The organism is Bacillus sp. FSL M8-0256, assembly GCF_038005765.1.
GTDB classification, from domain to species: Bacteria; Bacillota; Bacilli; order Bacillales; family Bacillaceae; genus Bacillus; species Bacillus safensis.
Map to the genome: position 1 here is coordinate 985,348 of NZ_JBBOTU010000001.1, position 24,344 is coordinate 1,009,691.

Sequence of the window (24,344 nt, forward strand, 5' to 3'; positions counted from 1 at the left end):
ATGGCTTTTTCATTTCATTTTTTAATGATGTAACGGTATAATATAATAGAGACATGTTTAGTTGGGAAATTAGGTCTTTGGACTGTTAGGTTTGTTTGTTATAGAAAGTAGGGAGAAAATATGGGCTATCCCAAGGAAGGAGAAACCATCCAAATTCAAAGCTATAAACATAATGGCTTGATCCACAGGATTTGGAATGAAACCACCATTCTGAAAGCAACGGAATTGTGTATCATTGGTGCAAACGACCGTACAATGGTGACTGAATCCGACGGCCGTACTTGGATGACGAGAGAACCGGCTATTTGCTATTTCCATGCAAAACAATGGTTTAATGTAATTGGGATGCTTAGAGATGATGGGGTATATTATTACTGCAACATCAGCTCTCCTTTTGCGACAGATGATGAGGCAATTAAGTATATTGATTACGATTTAGACGTCAAAGTCTTTCCAGACATGACGTACAATATTTTGGATGAGGATGAATATGCAGATCATAAGAGGCAGATGAATTATCCAAAAGAAATCGATAGTATCTTAAGAGAGCATCTGAATACATTACTGCATTGGATTCACCAGCGGAAAGGTCCGTTTGCTCCTGAATTTGTGGATATGTGGTATGAACGTTTTTTACATTATACAAAATAAGCAAGAGCATCAAAAAACCTGTTTGGCTTTTTAGGCTAACAGGTTTTTGATTGCGTACGGATAAGAGGCACTGATAGATTGGGAAGGAGATTTACATGGGGGTCATTAAACGCTACATGGCTTTTGTAACACCGTATAAAAAACAGATTGCATTGACAATGGTCATCGGAATGATTAAGTTCTCGATTCCCTTAACCTTGCCTCTGCTTTTAAAGTACGTCATTGATGATGTCATTCAAGGCTCGGGGTCAGCTGAAGAAAAGACATCAACTCTACTGATCATAATGGGAATCATGCTCGTATTATTTTTAGTGTTGAGGCCGCCTGTTGAATACTATAGACAATACTACGCACAGTGGACAGGCAGTAAGGTATTGTTTGATATTCGGGAGAAGCTGTTCTCGCATATTCAAAAGCTAAGTCTTCGTTATTATGCCAACACGAGAACAGGAGAAATTATTTCAAGAGTGATCAACGATGTGGAGCAGACAAAGGAATTTGTCATCACAGGGCTCATGAACATTTGGCTGGATATGATGACTGTACTGATCGTGATCGCTATTATGTGTACACTGGATCTGAAGCTCACCATCGTGTCTGTCATTATTTTTCCGCTATACGCGTTTGCAGTAAAGTATTTTTACGGACGGCTTCGTAAGCTGACAAAAGAGAGGTCACAGGCGCTGGCTGAAGTGCAAGGGCACCTGCATGAGCGGGTACAAGGAATGCCGGTCATTCGAAGCTTTGCGATTGAAGAATATGAACAAGAGAATTTTCATGATGAAAACAAAAATTTCTTAAACAAAGCAATCAACCATACGAATTGGAACGCCAAAACATTTGCTGTCGTCAATACCATCACTGACATTGCACCGCTGTTAATCATTGCATTTGCGGGTTATACAGTAATTAACGGATCGCTGTCGATCGGAACCATGATCGCCTTTGTCGGCTATATTGACCGGATGTACAATCCGATTCGCCGTCTCATTAACTCATCCACGACGTTAACTCAGTCCGTTGCATCAATGGATCGGATCTTTGAGTTTATTGATGAGCCATATGAGGTCACAGACCGGCCGAATGCAAAAGAAGCCAATCATTTAAAAGGAGAGGTAGAGTTTAAAAATGTGTCGTTTCGTTATGAACACACGCAGGAAGAGATTCTGCACAACATCTCCTTGAAAGTAGAAAAAGGACAAACAGTTGCCCTTGTAGGAATGAGCGGTGGAGGGAAGTCGACACTCGTCAGCTTAATTCCAAGGTTTTATGATGTCACAAACGGGTCACTTGAAATTGACGGCATTGATATAAAAGAGTACAAAGCAAGAAGCCTTCGAAATCAAGTCGGAATGGTGCTGCAGGATACATTCCTATTCAGTGACACGATTAAAGAAAATATTGCGGTTGGTGACCCTGAAGCATCTTTTGAAAAAATCGTGTCGGCTGCAAAAGCGGCAAACGCCCATGATTTTATTATGTCTCTTCCTGAAGGATATGACACGAAAGTAGGAGAACGGGGCGTGAAGCTGTCAGGCGGACAAAAACAGCGGATTTCCATTGCAAGGGTATTTCTTAAAAATCCACCGCTGTTGATTTTAGACGAAGCGACGTCTGCACTTGATTTAGAAAGTGAGCATTACATTCAAGAAGCGATGCAAAAGCTGGCGAAGGATCGCACAACTTTTATTGTCGCACACCGACTATCGACCATTACACATGCTGACCAAATTGTGGTCATGGAACAAGGCGAAATTGTGGAAAAGGGAACACACGAAGAATTAATGAATCAAGACAGCCACTATCGTCATTTATTTACCATTCAAACATTAAATTAGTAGAAGCCTATCCGATTCTAGCGGATAGGCTTTTTTATGCTTGTCAAAAACATGACATATTTCCCAGCTTGTCTCAATACAATTTTAAAAAGTATGACGGGGTGGTGAATATGTGAAAGAACAAGACGTGCTGCTAGATGTCAAACAGCTGTCCATTGCGTTTCAGCAGAAAAAGCAAAAAGTGCCCATCGTCCATCACATATCGTTCTCGATTCAAAAAGGAGAAACATTAGGGATTGTGGGCGAATCTGGCTGCGGGAAAAGTATCACAAGCATGTCATTAATGGGATTGAATCAGCAAACCGATACAACGGGCGAGGTTCACTTCGAAGGGCAAAATCTGCTGTCACTTTCAGAGAAACAGTGGCGAGAGATAAGAGGAAATGACATTTCGATGATTTTCCAAGAGCCAATGACCTCTCTGAACCCATTAATGACCATCGGCAAACAAATGACGGAAGCCCTTTTCACACATCAAGCAATCGGTCAAAAAGAAGCAAAAGCGAAGGCGGTTGATCTTCTTGAAACAGTTGGGTTGAAGCAAGCGGAATCGTTACTTAAAAAATATCCACACGAATTATCAGGCGGTATGCGCCAGCGAGTCATGATTGCGATGGCAATGCTTTGTCACCCAAAGCTCATGATCGCTGATGAACCGACAACTGCACTTGATGTCACCATCCAAGCGCAAATCCTTCGTCTGCTCAAAAAGCTAAACGAAGAAATGGACACTGCTATTTTATTTATTACCCATGATCTAGGTGTCGTGCGGCAAATATGCCAGCGAGTCATGATTATGTATGCCGGTCGAATTGTAGAAGAAGGAACCGTTGACCGTATTTTTCAAAAACCTCTGCATCCCTACACGAAAGGTCTTTTCGCCTCAGTTCCATCGTTTAAAGAGAAAAAAGAAAAACTCATCTCTATTGCAGGTCATGTGCCTAAGCCAGGGGCCATCCGGTCCGGCTGTCAATTTGCACCACGCTGCCCATATCAAATGGCGCAATGTCTTGAAAAAGATCCAGCCTTACAATCCATTGAACAGAATCATCGCGTGGCATGTTTTCTAATGGAAGGAGGAGAAGACACTGAGTCACCCACTCTTGCAAGTGAATCAGCTGACAAAACGGTATGACACAGCCGCTTTTTTTTCTAAACATAAACAATCGACTTTGGCTTTAAATCAAGTGTCCTTTCACGTGAAGGAAGGAGAAACGCTTGGCATTGTTGGTGAATCAGGCTGCGGTAAATCAACACTTGGCAAAAGCCTAATGAGATTGACTGAACCGACGTCAGGCTCTATTCAATTAAAAGGGCAGGAGATCACCCTTCTAAAAGAACGAGACATGCGTTCTTTAAGAAAAGATATTCAAATGATCTTTCAAGATCCATATGCTTCTTTAAATCCGAGAATGAAAATCAAAGATATTTTAGAGGAACCGCTGATTGTCCATCAGCATGGGACGAAAGCAGAAAGACGGAAACGGGTAAAAGAGATGCTGCACATTGTTGGATTTGATCCTTCCTACGGGGAACGTTATGCGCATCAATTCAGCGGCGGACAAAGGCAGCGTATCGGTATCGCAAGAGCACTTATTACGCACCCAAGTCTTGTCATTGCCGATGAACCAGTTTCGGCTTTAGATGTATCCGTTCAAGCGCAAATTTTGAATTTGATGCTTGAATTACAAAAGACGCTTTCTCTGACGTATTTGTTTATTTCTCACGACCTTGGGGTTGTCAGGTATATGAGCGATCGGATCGCCGTCATGTATGCTGGGCGCATTGTGGAGATGGGGCCTGCCGAGGATGTGTTTCACAGCCCGCTTCATCCCTATACATCGCTGCTTCTGAAATCCATTCCACATATGGATCACGTACTAGAGGCGCAAGATGTGGCAGCAGAAGAGACCACAATGACGGAACGCGGCGGCTGTCCTTTCTACAAAAGGTGTCCAAAGAGATGGGAGAAATGCCTGAAAGCAGTTCCTGCTTTGTATGAGGAGGCACCGGGGCACGCGGCCGCGTGTTATTTATATCAAAAGGAGGAACACAATGAAGAAGACATGGTTATTCAGTAGTTTCATTTTTGTGCTGGCACTGGCGCTCTTTTTAGGGGGATGCTCGTCTTCACCGACATCAGAAGAAAAGGCAACAAAAGATACCCTCGTATTTGGCAGAGGGGGAGATTCCACTTCACTAGATCCAATCACAACAACAGAAGGCGAAACCTTCAAGGTCACAGAGAATATATTTGAAAAGCTTTTGAATTACGGTGAGAAAGACACGACCATCCATCCTGGCCTCGCAACAGAATGGGATGTTGCAAAGGACGGAAAATCATACACGTTCTACTTAAGAAAAGGTGTGAAATTTCACGATGGCACAGACTTTAACGCAGAAGCAGTGAAATTCAATTTTGAACGCTGGATGAATGGAGACGCAGAAAAGTTTCCTTACTATGGTATGTTTGGCGGCTATAAAAAAGATAAAGGGCATGTCATTAAAGACATCATCGTCAAAGGCGAGCATGAAATTGAATTTCAGCTAAAGCGCCCGCAGGCAACATTCCTCAAAAACATTGCTATGTCACCATTTGGCATTGCCAGTCCAGCGGCTATTGAAAAAAGCGGTGATTCATTTAGAGAAAATCCAGTGGGGACAGGACCATTTAAGTTTAAAGAGTGGAAGCAAAACGACCGTATCGTGTTAGAAAAAAACGAGGATTATTGGCAGAAGGATAAACCAAAGCTGAATCAAATCATCTTCCGCTCCATTCCAGAAAATTCTGCTCGTTTAAATGCCCTTAAAACAGGCGAGATCGACTTAATGGATGGCGTGAATCCGTCAGATTTAGATGGCATTAAAACCGACAAAGCACTCCAGCTTATTGAAAGACCATCGATGAACGTAGGCTATATCGGACTGACCGTCACAAGAAAGCCGCTTGATAACAAGCTCGTTCGTCAGGCACTCAATTATGCGGTCGATAAAGAATCGATTATTGAGTCATTTTATGGCGGACTTGCTGAGCCAGCAAAAAATCCATTGCCGCCAGCTTTAGAAGGCTACAATGACGACATTGAGCCATATCCGTATGATCCAGAAAAAGCGAAAGAACTATTAAAAGAAGCGGGCTTCCCTGACGGCTTTCGCATCAAACTTTGGGCAATGCCTGTACCACGTCCATACATGCCAGATGGGATGAAGGTAGCAGAAGTCATTCAGTCAAATTTTGAAAAGGTCGGCGTCAAAGCAGAAATTGTCACATATGACTGGGCAACCTACTTAGATAAAGCAAGTAAAGGGGAAGCAGATGTGTTCTTATTAGGCTGGACAGGGGACAATGGTGATCCTGATAATTTCATTTACACACTGCTGGACAAAGACAGCATTGGCGGTAACAACTATACATTCTTCGAAAACGATAAAATGCATGACATTCTTATTGAAGCGCAAACAGACACAGATCAAAAGAAACGAAATGAGCTGTATAAAAAAGCGCAGGAAATCATTCATGACGAAGCGCCTTGGATTCCATTGGTGCATTCGATTCCAATGCTTGCCGCTTCTAATGATTTAAAAGGCTATCAGCCGCATCCAACTGGTTCAGAAGCTTTAACTGACGTGTATTTCGAATAAGCAAATAAGGGAGATCATGTATCTCCCTTATCAAACAAAGATAAAGGCGGTGAAAGCTGTTTGTTTGCTTATTGTATGAAGCGGGCAGGAATGCTCATCCCAGTACTGATCGGAATGACATTGGTCGTGTTTTCAATTATTCGTTTTATACCTGGAAATCCAGCGCAGGTCATTTTAGGACAGCGGGCAACGAAAGAGGCTGTAGAACAATTAACGATCCAGCTCGGTTTAGATCAGCCATGGTACGTTCAATACGGTCATTATATGCTTGGCCTTTTAAAAGGGGATTTAGGGACTTCCATTCGAACAGGAGCGGCTATTGCCCAGGAAATGAAGCCTTACTTATTTGCGACGTTAGAATTGACCTTTTTTGCCATGGTGCTGGCGATTGTTGTGGGAGTGAATGCCGGAATCATCAGTGCTTGGTTTAAGCATTCTTTCTTTGATTATGCCGCGATGTTTATTGCACTCATCGGAGTGTCCATGCCAATTTTCTGGTTAGGCTTAATGGGGCAGTGGCTGTTCTCGATCGAATTAGGTATTTTGCCGACAACGGGCCGAGAAGACGTAAGGAATCCAGTGGAGTCGATCACGTATATTCATACACTGGACACGCTTTTACAAGGCCGGTTTGATCAATTCGCTGACAGCATCAAGCATTTGATCTTACCAAGTACAGCACTCGCCACAATCCCTGCTGCGATTATTGCGAGAATTACAAGGGCAAGTATGCTGGAAGTGCTTCATTCCGACTTTATTCGAACAGCAAAAGCAAAAGGAGTACGCTCATTTTTTATCATTTATCAGCATGGCCTGAAAAATGCGCTCATTCCGATCTTGACGATTATTGGTCTTCAGACGGGCCTCTTGCTTGGTGGAGCGATTTTAACAGAAACCATTTTTGCTTGGCCGGGAATCGGGCGGTATATATATGATGCCATCAGTTATCGTGATTACCCAGTCATTCAAACAGGTATTCTCGTCGTTGCGCTTATATTTGTCCTGATCAATTTCATTGTGGACATCTTGTATGCGGTCATTGATCCAAGGATTAAATATTAGGGAGGGAGAGTGACAATATGGAAGCACAAAAAGAGCTTGAACCACCTCAGCCAAAAGATGAACGCTCTCAATCATTGATTCTTGAATCGATGAAGCAGTTCTTTCAGCATAAGCTGGCGGTCATTGGCAGTGTGATTGTCTTTTTATTTCTGATCCTAGCGATCTTTGCACCGCTCATTGCTCCTTATGGAATCAATGAACAATCACTCGGTGAGCGATTTAGTGCCCCTTCAGCTGCACACTGGTTTGGTACGGATGATTTCGGCAGAGATATATTTTCAAGAGTTGTGCATGGAGCACGGATTTCCTTATGGGTCGGTTTTTTCTCGGTCCTCGGGTCTGTCATTTTAGGCACACTGCTTGGATTGATAGCAGGCTATGGCGGAAGAGTGTTAGATGCTGTGATCTCCAGATTGTTTGATATTTTACTTGCTTTTCCTAGCATTCTATTAGCGATTGCTATTGTCTCCATCCTAGGCCCCTCCTTACAAAATGCCCTTATTGCCATTGCGATTATTAATGTCCCAACCTTTGGACGGCTCGTTCGTTCAAAAGTGCTGAGTATTAAACAAGAAGAATACGTGCTGGCAGCAAAGGCGGTGGGGATGTCACACCGCCGCATCGTTCTGCGCCACATCCTGCCAAATAGTATGGTGCCGGTCATCGTACAGGCGACGCTAGCGATCGGAACGGCAATTATTGAGGCAGCCGCTTTAGGCTTTTTAGGATTGGGGGCACAGGCGCCAAGTCCAGAATGGGGGAAAATGCTCGCCGACGCAAGACCTTATCTCGTTCAAGCCCCTTGGACATTAATCTTCCCAGGAATAGCGATCATGCTGACTGTTTTAGGCTTTAACCTGATGGGGGATGGATTAAGAGACACACTAGATCCTAAAATGAAGAAAATAAAATAAGACCGATTCTCAGAATCGGTCTCAGCGCGCGGGCAAACCCTCACATTCGGTGTCAGTCCTGCGTGCCGGTGCTCACGAATACTCAATTCGCTCCGCTCCGGTACTCGTTCTTCCTAGACTGCAAAGGTTTTCAGGTCACGCTGAAAAGAAGACAAAGAGCTAAAATCAAGATCATTTTAGCTCTTTGTCAACAATTTAAGACCGATTCTAGGAATCGGTCTTTTCTATTTATGCTTCTTTTTCTTCTGTCTCGATTTCACTATCTTTTGGGTGATACGTCTGGAAGCTTGTAATCAATGTATCTAAATGCTCTAGCTCATCACGGTATTCGATGATGCTGGACATGACATTCAGCATGTTGTAATCGAGTAAGTCATTTTCTTGGTTTTGCTGATGCTGAATAAATGATTTCGTTAACGTCTCAAGACGAAGAGAGCATTCATTTTGAAATTCATCGTCCTGCGGCTTCATTTTTCCGACGAATTTCATCAAGGTGCGCTCATGCCAATACAGTAAATAATCAATTTCATCCGTTAAGCTTTCCCTGAAATGCTCTGGCATCAAATGAATTTCATTTTCTAATTTATGAAGCTTTTTCAGTAAATACAGAGCACGATTTGATGTCATAATGGCCTGTCTGAACAAAACAAGCTTTCTTGATTTGACATAGGTGGTTTTCTTTAAATAGCTTCGTTCCTCTTTGTATAACAAGTAAATATGATCTAATTTGATCATGCGTTCTTTTATTTGATCGATGTCATCCTTTAATGTGGAATGATCAGTAGACTGTCTGGAGGTCAGACGGATCCATTTTAAAATCTCCTCCGTATTTTCCATAATGTGATGAACAAGCTTTGTTTCATACTTTGGCGGCAGGAAGATTAAATTCACTAAAAATGAAGAAAGAACTCCTAACACCACAGTAGCTGTTCGAATTAAGGCAAAGGAAAGGAAATGATCCCCTGCACTTTCTAAAATCGCAATGACGGTTACAAGTGCAATTGGAATGGTGTGTTCAATTTTCAGCTTTAAATTAATGGCGATGACCATGACGGCGGTTAAACCGATAATGACTGGTCCTGTGCCAAAAAGCAGACCGAACGTAATGGCAAGCGCTGCTCCAATAATATTGGCTTGCACTTGATCAACAATGGTTAAAAAAGATCGATAAATTGATGGCTGGATAGCAAATACAGCTGCAATTCCCGCGAAGACGGGCGTTGGCAACCCAAGCCATGTTGCCAGGTAAAGCGCGAGTACAATGGCAATACCAGTTTTTAAAATACGGGCTCCAAGTTTCATTGGTTTTGTCCCTGCATTCCTTTCTTTTCGATAATAGATGATCACTCGTCATTTATCATTCATATTTTGATGAAACAACTAAGTAATATACAGCGGTCTTCCGAAATATTCAAGTGATTTTTGAAAGTTCATGAAAACATCTAAAGAAGGTATTGAGAAGAAATGTAACAGATTCGCACGCTTTTGACAAACAAGAGTTGGTAAATAAAAAAACAGGCGCATGTTTTTACGCCTGTTTTGGACTTCATTATGATTGTTTTAGCTGTGCAAATGCATGATCTACTGCTTTTAGCGTCTCAGAAATATCTTTTTCAGTATGTGCGATCGTTAAGAACCAAGCTTCATATTTAGAAGGAGCGAGGTTAATGCCTTGGGCGAGCATTAATTTGAAGAAACGGGCAAACATTTCGCCATCCGTATTTTCAGCCTGCTCGTAGTTCACAATCGTTTCTGTTGTGAAATAAATTGTGAGCGCTCCTTTTAAGCGATTCACTGTAATATCTACTTGATGCTTTTTGGCATGGGCTAAAATGCCTTCTTCTAACATAGCGCCAAGCTGATCAAGACGCTCGTAAACACCGTCTTCTTTTAACACTTCCAAGCAGGCAATACCTGAAAGAATGGATGCAGGATTTCCTGCCATTGTGCCAGCTTGATAGGCTGGTCCAAGCGGGGCCACTTGTTCCATAATTTCTTTTTTACCGCCGTAAGCGCCGATAGGAAGTCCGCCGCCAATAATTTTTCCTAATGCAGTGAGGTCAGGTTTTACTTGAAGCAAGTCCTGTGCACCGCCATACATAAAGCGGAAAGCGGTAATGACTTCATCATAAATCACCAGTGCGCCTTTTTCATGTGTGAGGTCATTGACCTGCTGCAGGAAACCGTCCTTAGGCTCTACGATGCCGAAGTTCCCGACAATTGGCTCGACAAGGACAGCTGCTACTTCATCACCCCAGCGATCTAATGCTTCTTTATAGCTGTCAATATCATTAAATGGAACGGTAATGACTTCATTGGCGATACTTTTTGGTACACCCGCGGAATCAGGTGTTCCTAAAGTGGAAGGACCAGAGCCTGCTGCCACAAGCACAAGATCAGAGTGGCCGTGATAGCATCCGGCAAACTTAATGATTTTTGTTCTGCCTGTATATGCGCGTGCCACTCGAATCGTTGTCATCACCGCTTCTGTACCTGAATTGACAAAACGAACTTTGTCCAAAGCAGGCATGGCTTCCTTCAGCATTTTAGCAAAAGTGACTTCATGCTTCGTTGGTGTTCCGTAAAGGACACCTGTTTCAGCCGCTTTCGTGATGGCTTTTGTAATATGCGGGTGGGCATGTCCTGTAATAATTGGACCGTATGCTGCTAGATAGTCAATATAGCGGTTTCCGTCAACATCCCAAAAATAAGCGCCTTCTCCTCTTTCCATCGCAACGGGTGAACCGCCGCCTACTGCCTTATATGAACGAGACGGGCTGTTGACACCTCCAACAATGTGCTCCAGCGCCTCTTGATGTAATTTTTCTGATTCTGTGAATTTCATAAATAGCCTCCTATCTCAACGTATCACGTCGTCTAACATTATTTTAACATGCCGATGCAAGCGTCCTTAGTTGAATATCCTCTCAAAATTGGATAGGCTAATTAAAAAATAGGTTGGAGGGATTGTGTCATGACAATCGAAGTAGGGCAGCAAGTACCTGACATTGAATTAACCGGTGACAACGGGGAGAAAATAAAGCTTTCTGATTTTAAAGGAAAACATATTGTTCTTTATTTCTATCCAAAAGATATGACACCAGGCTGTACAACAGAAGCATGTGATTTCCGCGACCGCCATCAAAGCTTTGCAGAATTAGATGCTGTCATTATCGGTGTAAGCCCAGACAGTCAGGACAAGCACCAAAAGTTTAAAGAAAAACATGATTTGCCGTTTCTGCTTCTTGTAGACGATGAACAGAAATTGTCTGAAGCCTTTGGGGTATGGAAGCTGAAAAAGAACTTTGGCAAAGAATATATGGGAATCGAGCGTTCAACGTTTCTTATTAATAAAGAAGGCACGCTTGTGAAAGAATGGCGAAAAGTAAAGGTGAAAGACCACGTAGAGGAAGCACTTGAGGAATTGAAAGCTCACGCTTAATATCCTCACAGGATGAGATCGGCAGTCATGCCGGTCTTTTTTGTAAAGAAGAATAGGTAAAAAAGAGGATTGTAATTGACAAAGTTTCGGCTCTGGGGGTACACTATTTATAAAGATTATAATATAAGAATATTTTTGAAGAGAGGTGCATGATGAAATGGCTGCTCACGAACTAAAAGACGCTTTAGATGCTCTAAAAGAAACCGGTGTTCGAATTACTCCGCAGCGCCATGCCATCTTGGAGTTTCTCGTAAATTCTATGACTCACCCAACCGCGGACGATATATATAAAGCACTTGAAGGAAAATTTCCAAACATGAGTGTCGCAACGGTTTACAACAATTTACGAGTCTTCCGGGAATCTGGATTAGTAAAGGAATTAACGTATGGTGATTCCTCAAGCCGATTTGATTTTGCGACATCTGACCACTACCATGCGATTTGTGAAAACTGCGGAAAAATCGTAGATTTTCACTATCCTGGCCTTGATGAAGTTGAACAGCTTGCATCCCATGTGACGGGCTTTAAAGTCAGTCATCATCGCTTGGAGATCTATGGAACTTGTCAAGAATGTGCGAAAAAAGAAAATCATTAATGAAAAAAGCTGACCGTTTAAATGGTCAGCTTATTTTTATGACTTTTTTCGATTGTAGGATTCATCAAACTCTTTACCTTCTAATGCTGGATCAAGTGTAAGCGGCTCTCTGCAATGCATGCACATGTCCACACGCCCAAGCACTTTTGTTTCCTTCTCACAGCCTGGACAAACGACACGTACAGCCTTCGTAGAAAGCATACCAATCCAAAAGTAAACGGCTGTACTTAATCCAATCGATAAGACGCCAAGCAGCATAAAGAAAGTCGACAGCCAGATCGATTCCTTGAAGAACACACCGATATACATGATCAGAAAGCCAACAAAAACCAAACTAAGTGCAAATGTTCTGATTTTATTAATCTTACTGGAGTATTTCGCCATCCCTAGTCCCCCTTATCTCCAATATAGCACATTTTACCTTTCCGTTTGAATTAGTTATAGAGTTTTGTGAATAAATTGCTTATAATGATTCAATGATCTTTTTTCATGTATTGAAGGAATTTTGATTCTATGAGGAGAAATACATAGCATTAGAGAAGAACTTTACACCCGAGTATTGGAGGAATCACTATGGAAAATCTTCTCCGTCCTATTTATCAAGAGAGAGCAAGCCATCCAGACACATTAGCTGTGATTATAGTAGAAAGAAGACATAAAGTATCTTCTGAGACGGATAACTTTGATGCAGCACTTTTAGTCATCGTAAAAGAAGCGGAAGAGCCGTTATTTATCAAGCACTATGAATCCGATCACCAAACAGCTTCTTTAAACGTTGTCACAGATGATCAACTAAAGGAATGGATTACCCTCGGTACTAACCGCCGAATCATCGATTGGATTTTGAATGGAAAAGTCCTGTTTGATCGAAATGAATATATCTTCAACTTAATTGATGAACTAAGTACATTCCCGTTTTCAAACCGCAAGCTCAAAATCGGTTTAGAATATGGCAAGCTCATTCGCAGATATATAGAAGGAAAAGCATTTTTTGAGTCAAATCAATTCCTTGATGCATATAATTCCATTGTGCATGCCCTGCATCACTTAGCACGTATTGAAGTAATTGATAAAGGCTTCCACCCAGAAGTGACCGTTTGGAACCAAGTGCGTCACATGGAGCCGGAAGTATACAAACTTTATTCAGAACTGATTGAAAGCCATGAAAGTCTGCATAAACGTTTGGAACTTTTATTTTTAGCAAATGATTTTTTGATCCATTCAAAAGCAGAAATTGGTGCCGCTCATTTGCGTCATGTCATGGAACAGAAGGATATATGGCTTTTTGGTGAGCTTCTTGCACATCCTGATCTTAAGTATTTCACGCCTGACCTTAGCGTCATGATTGATTTCTTTGTGGAAAAAGGAATTGTTCAAGTGGAGCCGATTGAGACAAAGGGACAAAAAATCTATCATCGAGGATATTTTGTGAAAAAAGATATTGACGCATGAATATTATGATGGTATATTATTAAACGTCGCTAACGAGCAACTGAGTTGCTTTGAAAGAAAAGCTGACAAAAAGAAATTCTAAAAAACGCTTGACGCACACGGTGCTCAAATGTTATATTAAGAAAGTCGCCTCTGAGCGATAACGAAGATGATCTTTGAAAACTAAACAAGACAAAACGTACCTGTTAATTCGAGTTTTTATAAAAAAATCCTATGAAACTTCATAGGTAGTCAGTCAAACTGGCGAGGCAGGAAGTGATCACATGCTAAGTTCGCTACATCGTGTAGCAGCGCATGTGTGATATGCATCCTGCATACCTCGGAGAGTTTGATCCTGGCTCAGGACGAACGCTGGCGGCGTGCCTAATACATGCAAGTCGAGCGGACAGAAGGGAGCTTGCTCCCGGATGTTAGCGGCGGACGGGTGAGTAACACGTGGGTAACCTGCCTGTAAGACTGGGATAACTCCGGGAAACCGGAGCTAATACCGGATAGTTCCTTGAACCGCATGGTTCAAGGATGAAAGACGGTTTCGGCTGTCACTTACAGATGGACCCGCGGCGCATTAGCTAGTTGGTGGGGTAATGGCTCACCAAGGCGACGATGCGTAGCCGACCTGAGAGGGTGATCGGCCACACTGGGACTGAGACACGGCCCAGACTCCTACGGGAGGCAGCAGTAGGGAATCTTCCGCAATGGACGAAAGTCTGACGGAGCAACGCCGCGTGAGTGATGAAGGTTTTCGGATCGTAAAGCTCTGTTGTTAGGGAAGAACAAGTGCGAGAGTAACTGCTCGCACCTTGACGGTACCTAACCAGAAAGCCACGGCTAACTACGTGCCAGCAGCCGCGGTAATACGTAGGTGGCAAGCGTTGTCCGGAATTATTGGGCGTAAAGGGCTCGCAGGCGGTTTCTTAAGTCTGATGTGAAAGCCCCCGGCTCAACCGGGGAGGGTCATTGGAAACTGGGAAACTTGAGTGCAGAAGAGGAGAGTGGAATTCCACGTGTAGCGGTGAAATGCGTAGAGATGTGGAGGAACACCAGTGGCGAAGGCGACTCTCTGGTCTGTAACTGACGCTGAGGAGCGAAAGCGTGGGGAGCGAACAGGATTAGATACCCTGGTAGTCCACGCCGTAAACGATGAGTGCTAAGTGTTAGGGGGTTTCCGCCCCTTAGTGCTGCAGCTAACGCATTAAGCACTCCGCCTGGGGAGTACGGTCGCAAGACTGAAACTCAAAGGAATTGACGGGGGCCCGCACAAGCGGTGGAGCATGTGGTTTAATTCGAAGCAACGCGAAGAACCTTACCAGGTCTTGACATCCTCTGACAACCCTAGAGATAGGGCTTTCCCTTCGGGGACAGAGTGACAGGTGGTGCATGGTTGTCGTCAGCTCGTGTCGTGAGATGTTGGGTTAAGTCCCGCAACGAGCGCAACCCTTGATCTTAGTTGCCAGCATTCAGTTGGGCACTCTAAGGTGACTGCCGGTGACAAACCGGAGGAAGGTGGGGATGACGTCAAATCATCATGCCCCTTATGACCTGGGCTACACACGTGCTACAATGGACAGAACAAAGGGCTGCAAGACCGCAAGGTTTAGCCAATCCCATAAATCTGTTCTCAGTTCGGATCGCAGTCTGCAACTCGACTGCGTGAAGCTGGAATCGCTAGTAATCGCGGATCAGCATGCCGCGGTGAATACGTTCCCGGGCCTTGTACACACCGCCCGTCACACCACGAGAGTTTGCAACACCCGAAGTCGGTGAGGTAACCTTTATGGAGCCAGCCGCCGAAGGTGGGGCAGATGATTGGGGTGAAGTCGTAACAAGGTAGCCGTATCGGAAGGTGCGGCTGGATCACCTCCTTTCTAAGGATATATGGAGCAGCGTACGTTTTCGTCTTGTTTAGTTTTGAAGGATCATTCCTTCAAAACATGTCTCTAGCGAGACAGGATTGTTCTTTGAAAACTAGATAACAATAAGTAATACATTCACATTGAATGCAATGCAAAGTTCATCACACATAGTGATTCTTTCTAAAGTAAGAAATGGTTAAGTTAGAAAGGGCGCACGGTGGATGCCTTGGCACTAGGAGCCGATGAAGGACGGGACGAACACCGATATGCTTCGGGGAGCTGTAAGCAAGCTTTGATCCGGAGATTTCCGAATGGGGAAACCCACTGCTCGTAATGGAGTAGTATCCATACTTGAATACATAGAGTATGAGAAGGCATACCCGGGGAACTGAAACATCTAAGTACCCGGAGGAAGAGAAAGCAAATGCGATTCCCTGAGTAGCGGCGAGCGAAACGGGAACAGCCCAAACCAAGAGGCTTGCCTCTTGGGGTTGTAGGACACTCTATACGGAGTTACAAAGGAATGATATAAGCGAAGAGGTCTGGAAAGGCCCGCCAAAGAAGGTAACAGCCCTGTAACTGAAATGTTATTCTCTCCAGAGTGGATCCTGAGTACGGCGGAACACGTGAAATTCCGTCGGAATCCGGGAGGACCATCTCCCAAGGCTAAATACTCCCTAGTGACCGATAGTGAACCAGTACCGTGAGGGAAAGGTGAAAAGCACCCCGGAAGGGGAGTGAAATAGATCCTGAAACCGTGTGCCTACAAGTAGTCAGAGCCCGTTAACGGGTGATGGCGTGCCTTTTGTAGAATGAACCGGCGAGTTACGATCCCGTGCAAGGTTAAGCAGAAGATGCGGAGCCGCAGCGAAAGCGAGTCTGAATAGGGCGCATGAGTACGTGGTCGTAGACCCGAAACCAGGTGATCTACCCATGTCCAGGGTGAAGTTCAGGTAACACTGAATGGAGGCCCGAACCCACGCACGTTGAAAAGTGCGGGGATGAGGTGTGGGTAGGGGTGAAATGCCAATCGAACCTGGAGATAGCTGGTTCTCTCCGAAATAGCTTTAGGGCTAGCCTCAAGGTAAGAGTCTCGGAGGTAGAGCACTGATTGGACTAGGGGCCCCTACCGGGTTACCGAATTCAGTCAAACTCCGAATGCCGATGACTTATCCTTGGGAGTCAGACTGCGAGTGATAAGATCCGTAGTCGAAAGGGAAACAGCCCAGACCGCCAGCTAAGGTCCCAAAGTATACGTTAAGTGGAAAAGGATGTGGAGTTGCTTAGACAACCAGGATGTTGGCTTAGAAGCAGCCACCATTTAAAGAGTGCGTAATAGCTCACTGGTCGAGTGACTCTGCGCCGAAAATGTACCGGGGCTAAACGTATCACCGAAGCTGCGGACTGTTCTTACGAACAGTGGTAGGAGAGCGTTCTAAGGGCTGTGAAGCCAGACCGGAAGGACTGGTGGAGCGCTTAGAAGTGAGAATGCCGGTATGAGTAGCGAAAGACGGGTGAGAATCCCGTCCACCGAATGCCTAAGGTTTCCTGAGGAAGGCTCGTCCGCTCAGGGTTAGTCGGGACCTAAGCCGAGGCCGAAAGGCGTAGGCGATGGACAACAGGTTGATATTCCTGTACCACCTCCTCACCATTTGAGCAATGGGGGGACGCAGGAGGATAGGGTAAGCGCGGTATTGGATATCCGCGTCCAAGCAGTTAGGCTGGGAAATAGGCAAATCCGTTTCCCGTGAAGGCTGAGCTGTGATGGCGAGCGAAATTTAGTAGCGAAGTTCCTGATTCCACACTGCCAAGAAAAGCCTCTAGCGAGGTGAGAGGTGCCCGTACCGCAAACCGACACAGGTAGGCGAGGAGAGAATCCTAAGGTGATCGAGAGAACTCTCGTTAAGGAACTCGGCAAAATGACCCCGTAACTTCGGGAGAAGGGGTGCTTCTTAGGGTGTTAAAGCCCCGAGAAGCCGCAGTGAATAGGCCCAGGCGACTGTTTAGCAAAAACACAGGTCTCTGCGAAGCCGTAAGGCGAAGTATAGGGGCTGACGCCTGCCCGGTGCTGGAAGGTTAAGAGGAGCGCTTAGCGTAAGCGAAGGTGCGAATTGAAGCCCCAGTAAACGGCGGCCGTAACTATAACGGTCCTAAGGTAGCGAAATTCCTTGTCGGGTAAGTTCCGACCCGCACGAAAGGCGCAACGATCTGGGCACTGTCTCAACGAGAGACTCGGTGAAATTATAGTACCTGTGAAGATGCAGGTTACCCGCGACAGGACGGAAAGACCCCGTGGAGCTTTACTGCAGCCTGATATTGAATGTTGGTACAGCTTGTACAGGATAGGTAGGAGCCTTGGAAACCGGAGCGCTAGCTTCGGTGGAGGCATCGGTGGGATACTACCCTGGCTGTATTGACCTTCTAACCCGCTGCCCTTATCGGGCAGGGAGACAGTGTCAGGTGGGCAGTTTGACTGGGGCGGTCGCCTCCTAAAATGTAACGGAGGCGCCCAAAGGTTCCCTCAGAATGGTTGGAAATCATTCGCAGAGTGTAAAGGCACAAGGGAGCTTGACTGCGAGACCTACAAGTCGAGCAGGGACGAAAGTCGGGCTTAGTGATCCGGTGGTTCCGCATGGAAGGGCCATCGCTCAACGGATAAAAGCTACCCCGGGGATAACAGGCTTATCTCCCCCAAGAGTCCACATCGACGGGGAGGTTTGGCACCTCGATGTCGGCTCATCGCATCCTGGGGCTGTAGTCGGTCCCAAGGGTTGGGCTGTTCGCCCATTAAAGCGGTACGCGAGCTGGGTTCAGAACGTCGTGAGACAGTTCGGTCCCTATCCGTCGCGGGCGCAGGAAATTTGAGAGGAGCTGTCCTTAGTACGAGAGGACCGGGATGGACGCACCGCTGGTGTACCAGTTGTTCTGCCAAGGGCATCGCTGGGTAGCTATGTGCGGACGGGATAAGTGCTGAAAGCATCTAAGCATGAAGCCCCCCTCAAGATGAGATTTCCCATTCCGCAAGGAAGTAAGATCCCTGAAAGATGATCAGGTTGATAGGTCTGAGGTGGAAGCGTGGTGACACGTGGAGCTGACAGATACTAATAGATCGAGGACTTAACCTATATTCTAATGTGAAGCATGAACATTGTTATCTAGTTTTGAGAGAATATTTTTAAAATATCTCTTGATTTATTTTCAATACATAGTATAATATCTTTTGTCACTAAATTGTCTGGTGATGATGGCGAAGAGGTCACACCCGTTCCCATACCGAACACGGAAGTTAAGCTCTTCAGCGCCGATGGTAGTTGGGGGGTTCCCCCTGTGAGAGTAGGACATCGCCAGGCTTTCTTCATTCCGCAGTAGCTCAGTGGTAGAGCTATCGGCTGTTAACCGATCGGTCGTAGGTTCGAATCCTACCTGCGGAGCCAATTTGGAGAGCTGTCCGAGTGGCCGAAGGAGCACGATTGGAAATCGTGTAGGCGGTAACCCCGTCTCAAGGGTTCGAATCCCTTGCTCTCCGCCACAATTTACATAATAAAGGGCCCGTTGGTCAAGCGGTTAAGACACCGCCCTTTCACGGCGGTAACACGGGTTCGAATCCCGTACGGGTCACCATTTTTATAGAATATACACCAGCATTTTTTATTCGGAGGATTAGCTCAGCTGGGAGAGCATCTGCCTTACAAGCAGAGGGTCGGCGGTTCGAGCCCGTCATCCTCCACCATATCTTTTATATCGTCGCGGGGTGGAGCAGTTCGGTAGCTCGTCGGGCTCATAACCCGAAGGTCGCAGGTTCAAATCCTGCCCCCGCAACCAAAATGGTCCGGTAGTTCAGTTGGTTAGAATGCCTGCCTGTCACGCAGGAGGTCGCGGGTTCGAGTCCCGTCCGGACCGCCATTTTTCAAAAGAATACTTGGCTCGGTAGCTCAGTTGGTAGAGCAACGGACTGAAAATCCGTGTGTCGGCGGTTCGATTCCGTCCCGAGCCACCACTATTTGCCGGTGTAGCTCAATTGGTAGAGCAACTGACTTGTAATCAGTAGGTTGGGGGTTCAAGTCCTCTTGCCGGCACTGTTTTTCAAAAGTGGAGGGGTAGCGAAGTGGCTAAACGCGGCGGACTGTAAATCCGCTCCCTCCGGGTTCGGCGGTTCGAATCCGCCCCCCTCCACCATTTTTTGTTTTCATAGGGGCATAGTTTAACGGTAGAACAGAGGTCTCCAAAACCTCCGGTGTGGGTTCGATTCCTACTGCCCCTGCCAATTATACTTTATAATTCATTACATCTATGGCGGTTGTGGCGAAGTGGTTAACGCACCAGATTGTGGCTCTGGCACTCGTGGGTTCGATTCCCATCAATCGCCCCATTTTATTATTGGGCTATAGCCAAGCGGTAAGGCAACGGACTTTGACTCCGTCATGCGTTGGTTCGAATCCAGCTAGCCCAGTTGATGTGCGGAAGTAGTTCAGTGGTAGAACACCACCTTGCCAAGGTGGGGGTCGCGGGTTCGAATCCCGTCTTCCGCTCCAATAATGGCGGCATAGCCAAGTGGTAAGGCAGAGGTCTGCAAAACCTTTATCCCCGGTTCAAATCCGGGTGTCGCCTTTTTTGAAAAGACTGCCGGGGTGGTGGAATTGGCAGACACACAGGACTTAAAATCCTGCGGTAGGTGACTACCGTGCCGGTTCAAGTCCGGCCCTCGGCACCATTGTTTTTAAATATAAGTTGCGCTCTTTAATGATCATGCCGGTGTGGCGGAATTGGCAGACGCGCACGACTCAAAATCGTGTTCCTCACGGAGTGCCGGTTCGACCCCGGCCACCGGTATCTAGTTTTAGATATTCTTTATTATCGTCAATCACAGAAGAATTAAAGAATATCAACGTTTAAAACGTCTTTCTACAAATTGTAGGAGGGCGTTTTTTATTTGTTTTTTAGCTGATTTTTCACACGATAAAATTACTTCAAATCGTTTCACTGCTGAAAGGGGACCTAGCTAAATGGCAAGACGTAAAAATATTTTAGACCAAGGTGAATTGGCAATTTTAGAAAAGGAAACTAAGTCTTATGCTATTGAATTATTTGTTTAGGACTGTGAGTAATAAATTTTTAAGGCGTTTCTTAATTCTCTAACAGCAATATGACAGAGGAACATATTAAGGAGATTACTTTTACTTTATTGATGGTTACCTTATGATTAAACTAAAGAGGCAGGATAATTGAAGAAGGATTGGATATAAATTGTACATAAGAGGTGTTGTAATGATTACGGTTAAAAATGCTGAAAGTTATCTTAAAGATAGCATTGGTGAAGATACCGATGATATAAAAAAGGTTTGGGAAACATTTAAGGCTTTTTCAAAGGAGACAGTTGAGGGCGAAGAAGATAAAGAAATTTTATTTCAGTGTGGTGTCTATGATTTTACAGGAGAGGAAGTATTTCATTTTGACTTTGTACGTCAGTTTACAGTTTATGAAGAAGATGATTATTCTCACATGGAACAACTACACTGTGAATTTTTATTTAAACCAACAAGCGAGTTAAAAAAGTTAAAGGTGGTAGAAGAATGGTCAATGGATTATGACGATATCGATCATTTTTTTTATCATATTGAAAGTATTCATGAGTTTAAAATACCTTTGAGTTTAAAGCCGATAAAATCAGAAATATATCGGGAAGAGCTTTAATTCTTCATTCATTAACGGGTGCTTTACTATAAGAGGGTATACCTTGCCTTTTTGGAATAATTTATCATCTGGTTCGACCCCGGCCACCGGTATCTGTTAAAAGTTTCATGATTGGTTTTTCCATGAACCTAACGTTTCACCCTCGTGGTAAAACGTTTTTTTGTGGTTTAAATGAGTTATTTAGATAAAAAATAGGAACCTATTAGAACATAATGAGTATGTACTTCTTTTAGCAGAATAATCTTTAGATGATTTGCAACATTTGATAAGATACATTTAACCATGTAAGGAAACAAAATGGAGCAGCACATTCACATAAAACTGTTGTACTACTTTTGAGTAACTAAATGAATATTTGTGGGTACATACACATCTTTAACTGACATCAACATGGTGACCCAGTTTGAGGGGAGAATTTATGAAAAAACAAAATGCTCATGAAGAGTTATTGACAGGTGGAAATGTCTCGAACGTATATCGTTCGGGAGATACGGTTCGTCGAGAAGTAAAGTCAGACAATATCAATATACGAAAGCTGCTAAAGCATTTAGAAAAAAAGAATTTCTCCTATGCTCCAAAGTTTTTAGGGGTTGATGAACAAGGTAGAGAGATATTGTCCTTCATTGAAGGCGTAGCCGGTCATGAGCCTTTAAAAGAATATATGTGCTCTCACCATGCCTTAAAAGAAATAGCGAGAATGCTTAGACTGTATCATGATGCTGTTCATGATTTTCCCATTTCAGACGATTGGGAACGAATGGACAATACGCCTGTCGAAATAGAGGTTGTGTGTCATAATGATTTTGCAATGTACAACATCATTTTCAATAATGAAAAACCAGTAGGTATCATTGATTTTGATGTAGCTGCTCCTGGTCCAAGACTTTGGGATATCGCATATACTCTGTATACATGTGTACCTATCAGTAGGTTTTTTCGCACCAAAACAGGAGACATCGTGAACTATCATTCATCAGACCATGCAGACCAGATAAAGCATAGAGTGAAACTGTTTTTTGAAGCTTATGGTGAGGAAATAGCAGAAGATTATTTGGATATGGTGCTGCTGCGTTTAGAAGGATTATGTCAGTATATGAAACGAAAAGCGAGTGAGGGGGATATCGCTTTTCAAAACATGATTCAAGAAGGACATCTTGAACATTATCAAAAAGACATTCAATTTATTCATGAACATGGAAAAGAATGGATGTAAAGAGGCGGCGTTGTGATTATGCAAACGAAGACGATATTACAGGCTATCATTCAAGACGAGGGAGTAAATGATTATCCTCTTTTTAGACAGTACTGTGTGAGAAAAGAACAGGGCCTGCGTAAAGATGCGCTAAACGTTCTTCAGGCCTTTATTGAAGAGATGAAAGAGAACGATTTTGAAGTACAGCGGGAATTTGCTGCTCGGCTGTTTGAGTGGATTGAACGGTTTGAGGATGGTCATCATCTGCTTGTGTATCCGCTGGTGAATGGGGTGCTCCAGCCTGTTCTTCAAGAGTGGGAGAATGTTGATCCATTAGATGTGAGACCGCACCGCTGGCAAGGTATGTTTGTACATCAAGGAGAAGGGCTGCCCTATTTATTGAAGGCACTAGAGCTTGGAGGCAGAAGTGAGCAGCGTGTGATTGTTCAAATTTGCGAAACCTATTTATCGGCCTTGTGGTATTCGTTTCATCATATACATGAAGATCTTTATTTAAGCACCTATGAGAAGGATCAAGAGAGAATTCAAGGGATTGAACGTGTTATGATGCTGATTCAAGATCAAAGAACTCGTACGAATGTTCAAAAACAAGCTGTCTATTATGACCAGCTTTTAACGGACTGGATGACGTTTCAGCAGACGGAGACAAGGGGCTTTATGAAATGGTGTGCGGAGCGTAAGAAACCGTATGAGTGGGTAGAGTCCTTTTATTATCAGCAATAGATGAGAAAACGGCAGAGTTCATTCTGCCGTTTATTTATGCCATATTCGTTCTATTTCTACATGATTTGGTTTGAAATATCTCAGGGTATAGACATCTGGATTGCTTAGTTTCTTCCACTCTTCGAATCCAATCGTTGAATCGGCGTGTTTAAGAAGCAGGCTCATGATATTGCCATGTGTGACGAATAGGGTATGATCTTTTTCTAATTTAATTTGTTCGTGGAGTGCTTCTACAATACGATTCATGGCTTCTTGGCTCGATTCTCCGCCTTCACAGGTCATATGTAAGTCTGTAAAACTGAGCTTTAGTTTCTCATACCAATCGTCTATTGGTTTGCTGCTTAATACACGTTCAGAGAGGCGCTGATCGATTTTTATCTCGAGCTGTTTTGCATGAGCAAGGGGTTCAGTAGTTTGGATCGCTCGTTTATAAGGACTTGAGATAATTTGATTGAGATGAATGCTGGAAAAAAACTGTGCCAGTTCATGAGATTGAGTGATGCCTTGTGGCGTTAAAGCTGCATCTTTAGATTGTCCATCTGCTTGGCAGTGTCTGACGATATAAAATGTTTTCATTGAATACACCTTTCATTGAGTATAAAAAAATCATCCAGTATTGGATGAGGATTTACGAAGGTCTAGGTAAGCTTGTTCGTATCTGTTTCTTTATAGGGATCTGTGAGCTTGGAGGTCAGGTCTAGATTGAACAAAAAATCATCGACGGTGTCTGTGCCAAAGGGAAGTGTGGAGAAGTCGATTGGGATGCTGTCTTCTTGCTTTTCTGAAGTGATTTGCTGTGCAGGCTGCTTTTTTCTCCAGTTCTTAAACAAGCGCATGTGAGGCCTCCTTTTCTTTGAAAAAGATGGATTTATACATAATATACGGGGAGAGTTGTCCAGGCGTCAAATGTTTTCTTCAAAAGGAACGATTCAATTGATAAACAAGAGCCACAGGAAAGTGCGGCTCTTGTTGTCAGTTTACATTGCATGCTGTAATGCTTGTAGTAATTTACTTTCGCATCTTAAGTTGTAGCGCTTCTTATGGAGTTTCTCCGTTTTAAACCTGCCTATGACACGTCGAACATCGGGATCATAAATGATGAGCTCCCTGCAAGTTTGATCATGTAATAGTGCTTGAAACCAGCTATATTTTTTGAGATGTGCTGCGTTCCTCGAGATATCCTCTTCATCCACTTGTAGAAAAGGGATATACACAGCAAGTGAAAAGATGTCTAAAATGAATCCCATTTTGCTTCCTCCTTTCATTGT

19 protein-coding genes, 16 tRNA genes and 3 rRNA genes are annotated in these 24,344 nt (G+C 44.0%); 32 read left to right on the forward strand and 6 right to left on the reverse strand.

From position 1 onward, the window contains the following. Positions 1–120 precede the first annotated feature (120 nt). The 7 genes from ntdP to NSQ76_RS04845 all read left to right on the forward strand — a co-directional run bounded on the left by ntdP (position 121) and on the right by NSQ76_RS04845 (position 8,107). Complete coding sequence (gene ntdP, locus NSQ76_RS04815; RefSeq protein WP_024425209.1) at positions 121–651, forward strand: nucleoside tri-diphosphate phosphatase; 531 nt, start codon at positions 121–123, stop codon at positions 649–651. Positions 652–746: 95 nt separating this feature from the next. Next, entirely contained in the window at positions 747–2,489 is a 1,743-nt protein-coding gene (locus NSQ76_RS04820) for an ABC transporter ATP-binding protein (RefSeq protein ID WP_025093468.1), read from the forward strand. 112 nt (positions 2,490–2,601) lie between these two features. Then, positions 2,602–3,624, forward strand: coding sequence for an ABC transporter ATP-binding protein (locus NSQ76_RS04825; RefSeq protein ID WP_025093467.1), 1,023 nt, complete (start codon positions 2,602–2,604; stop codon positions 3,622–3,624). After that, complete coding sequence (locus NSQ76_RS04830; RefSeq protein ID WP_080708071.1) at positions 3,593–4,570, forward strand: ABC transporter ATP-binding protein; 978 nt, start codon at positions 3,593–3,595, stop codon at positions 4,568–4,570. The genes NSQ76_RS04825 and NSQ76_RS04830 overlap by 32 nt, the downstream gene beginning before the upstream one ends. Further along, a complete protein-coding gene (locus NSQ76_RS04835; protein WP_125587598.1) occupies positions 4,545–6,131 on the forward strand; it encodes an ABC transporter substrate-binding protein in 1,587 nt (528 codons plus the stop codon). The genes NSQ76_RS04830 and NSQ76_RS04835 overlap by 26 nt, the downstream gene beginning before the upstream one ends. A 60-nt stretch (positions 6,132–6,191) precedes the next feature. After that, positions 6,192–7,193, forward strand: a complete 1,002-nt coding sequence (locus NSQ76_RS04840) for an ABC transporter permease (protein ID WP_024425205.1) — start codon at positions 6,192–6,194, stop codon at positions 7,191–7,193. 17 nt (positions 7,194–7,210) lie between these two features. Then, entirely contained in the window at positions 7,211–8,107 is an 897-nt protein-coding gene (locus NSQ76_RS04845; protein ID WP_125587596.1) for an ABC transporter permease, read from the forward strand. Positions 8,108–8,335: 228 nt separating this feature from the next. On the opposite strand, the gene NSQ76_RS04850 is transcribed toward NSQ76_RS04845, so the two are convergent. Then, the gene (locus NSQ76_RS04850; RefSeq protein ID WP_024425203.1) at positions 8,336–9,409 is read right to left on the reverse strand and encodes an FUSC family protein; all 1,074 of its coding nucleotides are present in this window, start codon (positions 9,407–9,409) and stop codon (positions 8,336–8,338) included. Positions 9,410–9,656: 247 nt separating this feature from the next. Beyond that, entirely contained in the window at positions 9,657–10,952 is a 1,296-nt protein-coding gene (locus NSQ76_RS04855; RefSeq protein WP_024425792.1) for a glutamate-1-semialdehyde 2,1-aminomutase, read from the reverse strand. Positions 10,953–11,081: 129 nt separating this feature from the next. On the opposite strand from NSQ76_RS04855, the gene bcp reads away from it, so the two are divergent. Together bcp and perR are read left to right on the forward strand one after the other, a co-directional pair. Further along, positions 11,082–11,549 carry a thioredoxin-dependent thiol peroxidase gene (gene bcp / locus NSQ76_RS04860; protein ID WP_056766971.1) on the forward strand — a complete coding sequence of 156 codons (468 nt, stop codon included), beginning with the start codon at positions 11,082–11,084 and terminating at the stop codon, positions 11,547–11,549. A 157-nt stretch (positions 11,550–11,706) separates the two neighbouring features. Continuing rightward, positions 11,707–12,144, forward strand: coding sequence for a peroxide-responsive transcriptional repressor PerR (gene perR / locus NSQ76_RS04865; protein WP_012009347.1), 438 nt, complete (start codon positions 11,707–11,709; stop codon positions 12,142–12,144). Positions 12,145–12,180: 36 nt separating this feature from the next. Here the strand turns inward: perR and NSQ76_RS04870 are convergent, their stop codons facing one another. Continuing rightward, positions 12,181–12,528, reverse strand: coding sequence for a YgzB family protein (locus tag NSQ76_RS04870; protein WP_024425201.1), 348 nt, complete (start codon positions 12,526–12,528; stop codon positions 12,181–12,183). A 189-nt stretch (positions 12,529–12,717) separates the two neighbouring features. On the opposite strand from NSQ76_RS04870, the gene NSQ76_RS04875 reads away from it, so the two are divergent. The 23 genes from NSQ76_RS04875 (at position 12,718) to NSQ76_RS04985 (ending at position 23,076) form a co-directional block, all read left to right on the forward strand. Next, complete coding sequence (locus NSQ76_RS04875; RefSeq protein ID WP_024425790.1) at positions 12,718–13,596, forward strand: nucleotidyltransferase-like protein; 879 nt, start codon at positions 12,718–12,720, stop codon at positions 13,594–13,596. A 316-nt stretch (positions 13,597–13,912) separates the two neighbouring features. Next, positions 13,913–15,461: ribosomal RNA gene (locus NSQ76_RS04880) — 16S ribosomal RNA — on the forward strand. 182 nt (positions 15,462–15,643) lie between these two features. Continuing rightward, positions 15,644–18,574 (forward strand): 23S ribosomal RNA (locus NSQ76_RS04885). 109 nt (positions 18,575–18,683) lie between these two features. Continuing rightward, a 5S ribosomal RNA gene (gene rrf, locus NSQ76_RS04890) occupies positions 18,684–18,799 on the forward strand. The 16S, 23S and 5S rRNA genes sit together here with 16 tRNA genes alongside, the layout of an rRNA operon. A 9-nt stretch (positions 18,800–18,808) precedes the next feature. Further along, positions 18,809–18,883: transfer RNA gene (locus tag NSQ76_RS04895), tRNA-Asn, on the forward strand. A 4-nt stretch (positions 18,884–18,887) separates the two neighbouring features. Then, a tRNA-Ser gene (locus tag NSQ76_RS04900) sits at positions 18,888–18,978 on the forward strand. Positions 18,979–18,995: 17 nt separating this feature from the next. Next, positions 18,996–19,070: transfer RNA gene (locus NSQ76_RS04905), tRNA-Glu, on the forward strand. Between the two features lie 33 nt (positions 19,071–19,103). Then, a tRNA-Val gene (locus NSQ76_RS04910) sits at positions 19,104–19,179 on the forward strand. A gap of 15 nt (positions 19,180–19,194) precedes the next feature. Then, a tRNA-Met gene (locus NSQ76_RS04915) sits at positions 19,195–19,271 on the forward strand. A gap of 4 nt (positions 19,272–19,275) precedes the next feature. Beyond that, positions 19,276–19,352: transfer RNA gene (locus tag NSQ76_RS04920), tRNA-Asp, on the forward strand. 18 nt (positions 19,353–19,370) lie between these two features. Next, positions 19,371–19,446: transfer RNA gene (locus tag NSQ76_RS04925), tRNA-Phe, on the forward strand. A gap of 6 nt (positions 19,447–19,452) precedes the next feature. Then, a tRNA-Thr gene (locus tag NSQ76_RS04930) sits at positions 19,453–19,525 on the forward strand. A 15-nt stretch (positions 19,526–19,540) separates the two neighbouring features. Beyond that, positions 19,541–19,625 (forward strand) — tRNA-Tyr (locus NSQ76_RS04935). Positions 19,626–19,639: 14 nt separating this feature from the next. Further along, a tRNA-Trp gene (locus NSQ76_RS04940) sits at positions 19,640–19,713 on the forward strand. 29 nt (positions 19,714–19,742) lie between these two features. Continuing rightward, positions 19,743–19,818: transfer RNA gene (locus NSQ76_RS04945), tRNA-His, on the forward strand. A 9-nt stretch (positions 19,819–19,827) separates the two neighbouring features. Then, positions 19,828–19,899: transfer RNA gene (locus tag NSQ76_RS04950), tRNA-Gln, on the forward strand. A gap of 7 nt (positions 19,900–19,906) precedes the next feature. Next, positions 19,907–19,981, forward strand: a tRNA-Gly gene (locus NSQ76_RS04955). A gap of 5 nt (positions 19,982–19,986) precedes the next feature. Next, positions 19,987–20,057 (forward strand) — tRNA-Cys (locus NSQ76_RS04960). A 14-nt stretch (positions 20,058–20,071) separates the two neighbouring features. Then, positions 20,072–20,160 (forward strand) — tRNA-Leu (locus tag NSQ76_RS04965). Positions 20,161–20,197: 37 nt separating this feature from the next. Then, positions 20,198–20,279 (forward strand) — tRNA-Leu (locus NSQ76_RS04970). Positions 20,280–20,714: 435 nt separating this feature from the next. After that, complete coding sequence (locus tag NSQ76_RS04975; RefSeq protein ID WP_149125838.1) at positions 20,715–21,140, forward strand: hypothetical protein; 426 nt, start codon at positions 20,715–20,717, stop codon at positions 21,138–21,140. Between the two features lie 418 nt (positions 21,141–21,558). Then, complete coding sequence (locus tag NSQ76_RS04980; protein WP_149125837.1) at positions 21,559–22,353, forward strand: phosphotransferase; 795 nt, start codon at positions 21,559–21,561, stop codon at positions 22,351–22,353. 18 nt (positions 22,354–22,371) lie between these two features. Next, positions 22,372–23,076 (forward strand): hypothetical protein, encoded by a 705-nt coding sequence (locus NSQ76_RS04985; protein ID WP_149126692.1) that lies wholly within the window; start codon positions 22,372–22,374, stop codon positions 23,074–23,076. A gap of 30 nt (positions 23,077–23,106) precedes the next feature. Here NSQ76_RS04985 and NSQ76_RS04990 read toward each other — a convergent pair whose 3' ends face one another. The 3 genes from NSQ76_RS04990 to NSQ76_RS05000 form a co-directional block, all read right to left on the reverse strand. Then, positions 23,107–23,652, reverse strand: a complete 546-nt coding sequence (locus NSQ76_RS04990) for a histidine phosphatase family protein (RefSeq protein WP_149125836.1) — start codon at positions 23,650–23,652, stop codon at positions 23,107–23,109. A gap of 62 nt (positions 23,653–23,714) precedes the next feature. After that, on the reverse strand, positions 23,715–23,912 hold the full coding sequence (locus tag NSQ76_RS04995) for a hypothetical protein (protein ID WP_025093286.1): 198 nt from the start codon (positions 23,910–23,912) through the stop codon (positions 23,715–23,717). Positions 23,913–24,053: 141 nt separating this feature from the next. Then, positions 24,054–24,323, reverse strand: coding sequence for a hypothetical protein (locus tag NSQ76_RS05000; protein WP_149125835.1), 270 nt, complete (start codon positions 24,321–24,323; stop codon positions 24,054–24,056). Between the last annotated feature and the right edge of the window lie 21 nt (positions 24,324–24,344).

Bases quoted from the DNA above. Each gene is read 5' to 3' on its own strand.
- NSQ76_RS04845 (WP_125587596.1), top strand. From the start codon at position 7,211: ATGGAAGCACAAAAAGAGCTTGAACCACCTCAGCCAAAAGATGAACGC.
- NSQ76_RS04980 (WP_149125837.1), top strand. From the start codon at position 21,559: ATGAAAAAACAAAATGCTCATGAAGAGTTATTGACAGGTGGAAATGTC.
- NSQ76_RS04875 (WP_024425790.1), top strand. From the start codon at position 12,718: ATGGAAAATCTTCTCCGTCCTATTTATCAAGAGAGAGCAAGCCATCCA.
- NSQ76_RS04975 (WP_149125838.1), top strand. From the start codon at position 20,715: ATGATTACGGTTAAAAATGCTGAAAGTTATCTTAAAGATAGCATTGGT.
- NSQ76_RS04820 (WP_025093468.1), top strand. From the start codon at position 747: ATGGGGGTCATTAAACGCTACATGGCTTTTGTAACACCGTATAAAAAA.
- NSQ76_RS05000 (WP_149125835.1), bottom strand. From the start codon at position 24,323: ATGGGATTCATTTTAGACATCTTTTCACTTGCTGTGTATATCCCTTTT.
- NSQ76_RS04835 (WP_125587598.1), top strand. From the start codon at position 4,545: ATGAAGAAGACATGGTTATTCAGTAGTTTCATTTTTGTGCTGGCACTG.
- NSQ76_RS04870 (WP_024425201.1), bottom strand. From the start codon at position 12,528: ATGGCGAAATACTCCAGTAAGATTAATAAAATCAGAACATTTGCACTT.
- NSQ76_RS04990 (WP_149125836.1), bottom strand. From the start codon at position 23,652: ATGAAAACATTTTATATCGTCAGACACTGCCAAGCAGATGGACAATCT.
- NSQ76_RS04850 (WP_024425203.1), bottom strand. From the start codon at position 9,409: ATGAAACTTGGAGCCCGTATTTTAAAAACTGGTATTGCCATTGTACTC.
- NSQ76_RS04855 (WP_024425792.1), bottom strand. From the start codon at position 10,952: ATGAAATTCACAGAATCAGAAAAATTACATCAAGAGGCGCTGGAGCAC.
- perR (WP_012009347.1), top strand. From the start codon at position 11,707: ATGGCTGCTCACGAACTAAAAGACGCTTTAGATGCTCTAAAAGAAACC.
- NSQ76_RS04985 (WP_149126692.1), top strand. From the start codon at position 22,372: ATGCAAACGAAGACGATATTACAGGCTATCATTCAAGACGAGGGAGTA.
- ntdP (WP_024425209.1), top strand. From the start codon at position 121: ATGGGCTATCCCAAGGAAGGAGAAACCATCCAAATTCAAAGCTATAAA.
- NSQ76_RS04995 (WP_025093286.1), bottom strand. From the start codon at position 23,912: ATGCGCTTGTTTAAGAACTGGAGAAAAAAGCAGCCTGCACAGCAAATC.
- bcp (WP_056766971.1), top strand. From the start codon at position 11,082: ATGACAATCGAAGTAGGGCAGCAAGTACCTGACATTGAATTAACCGGT.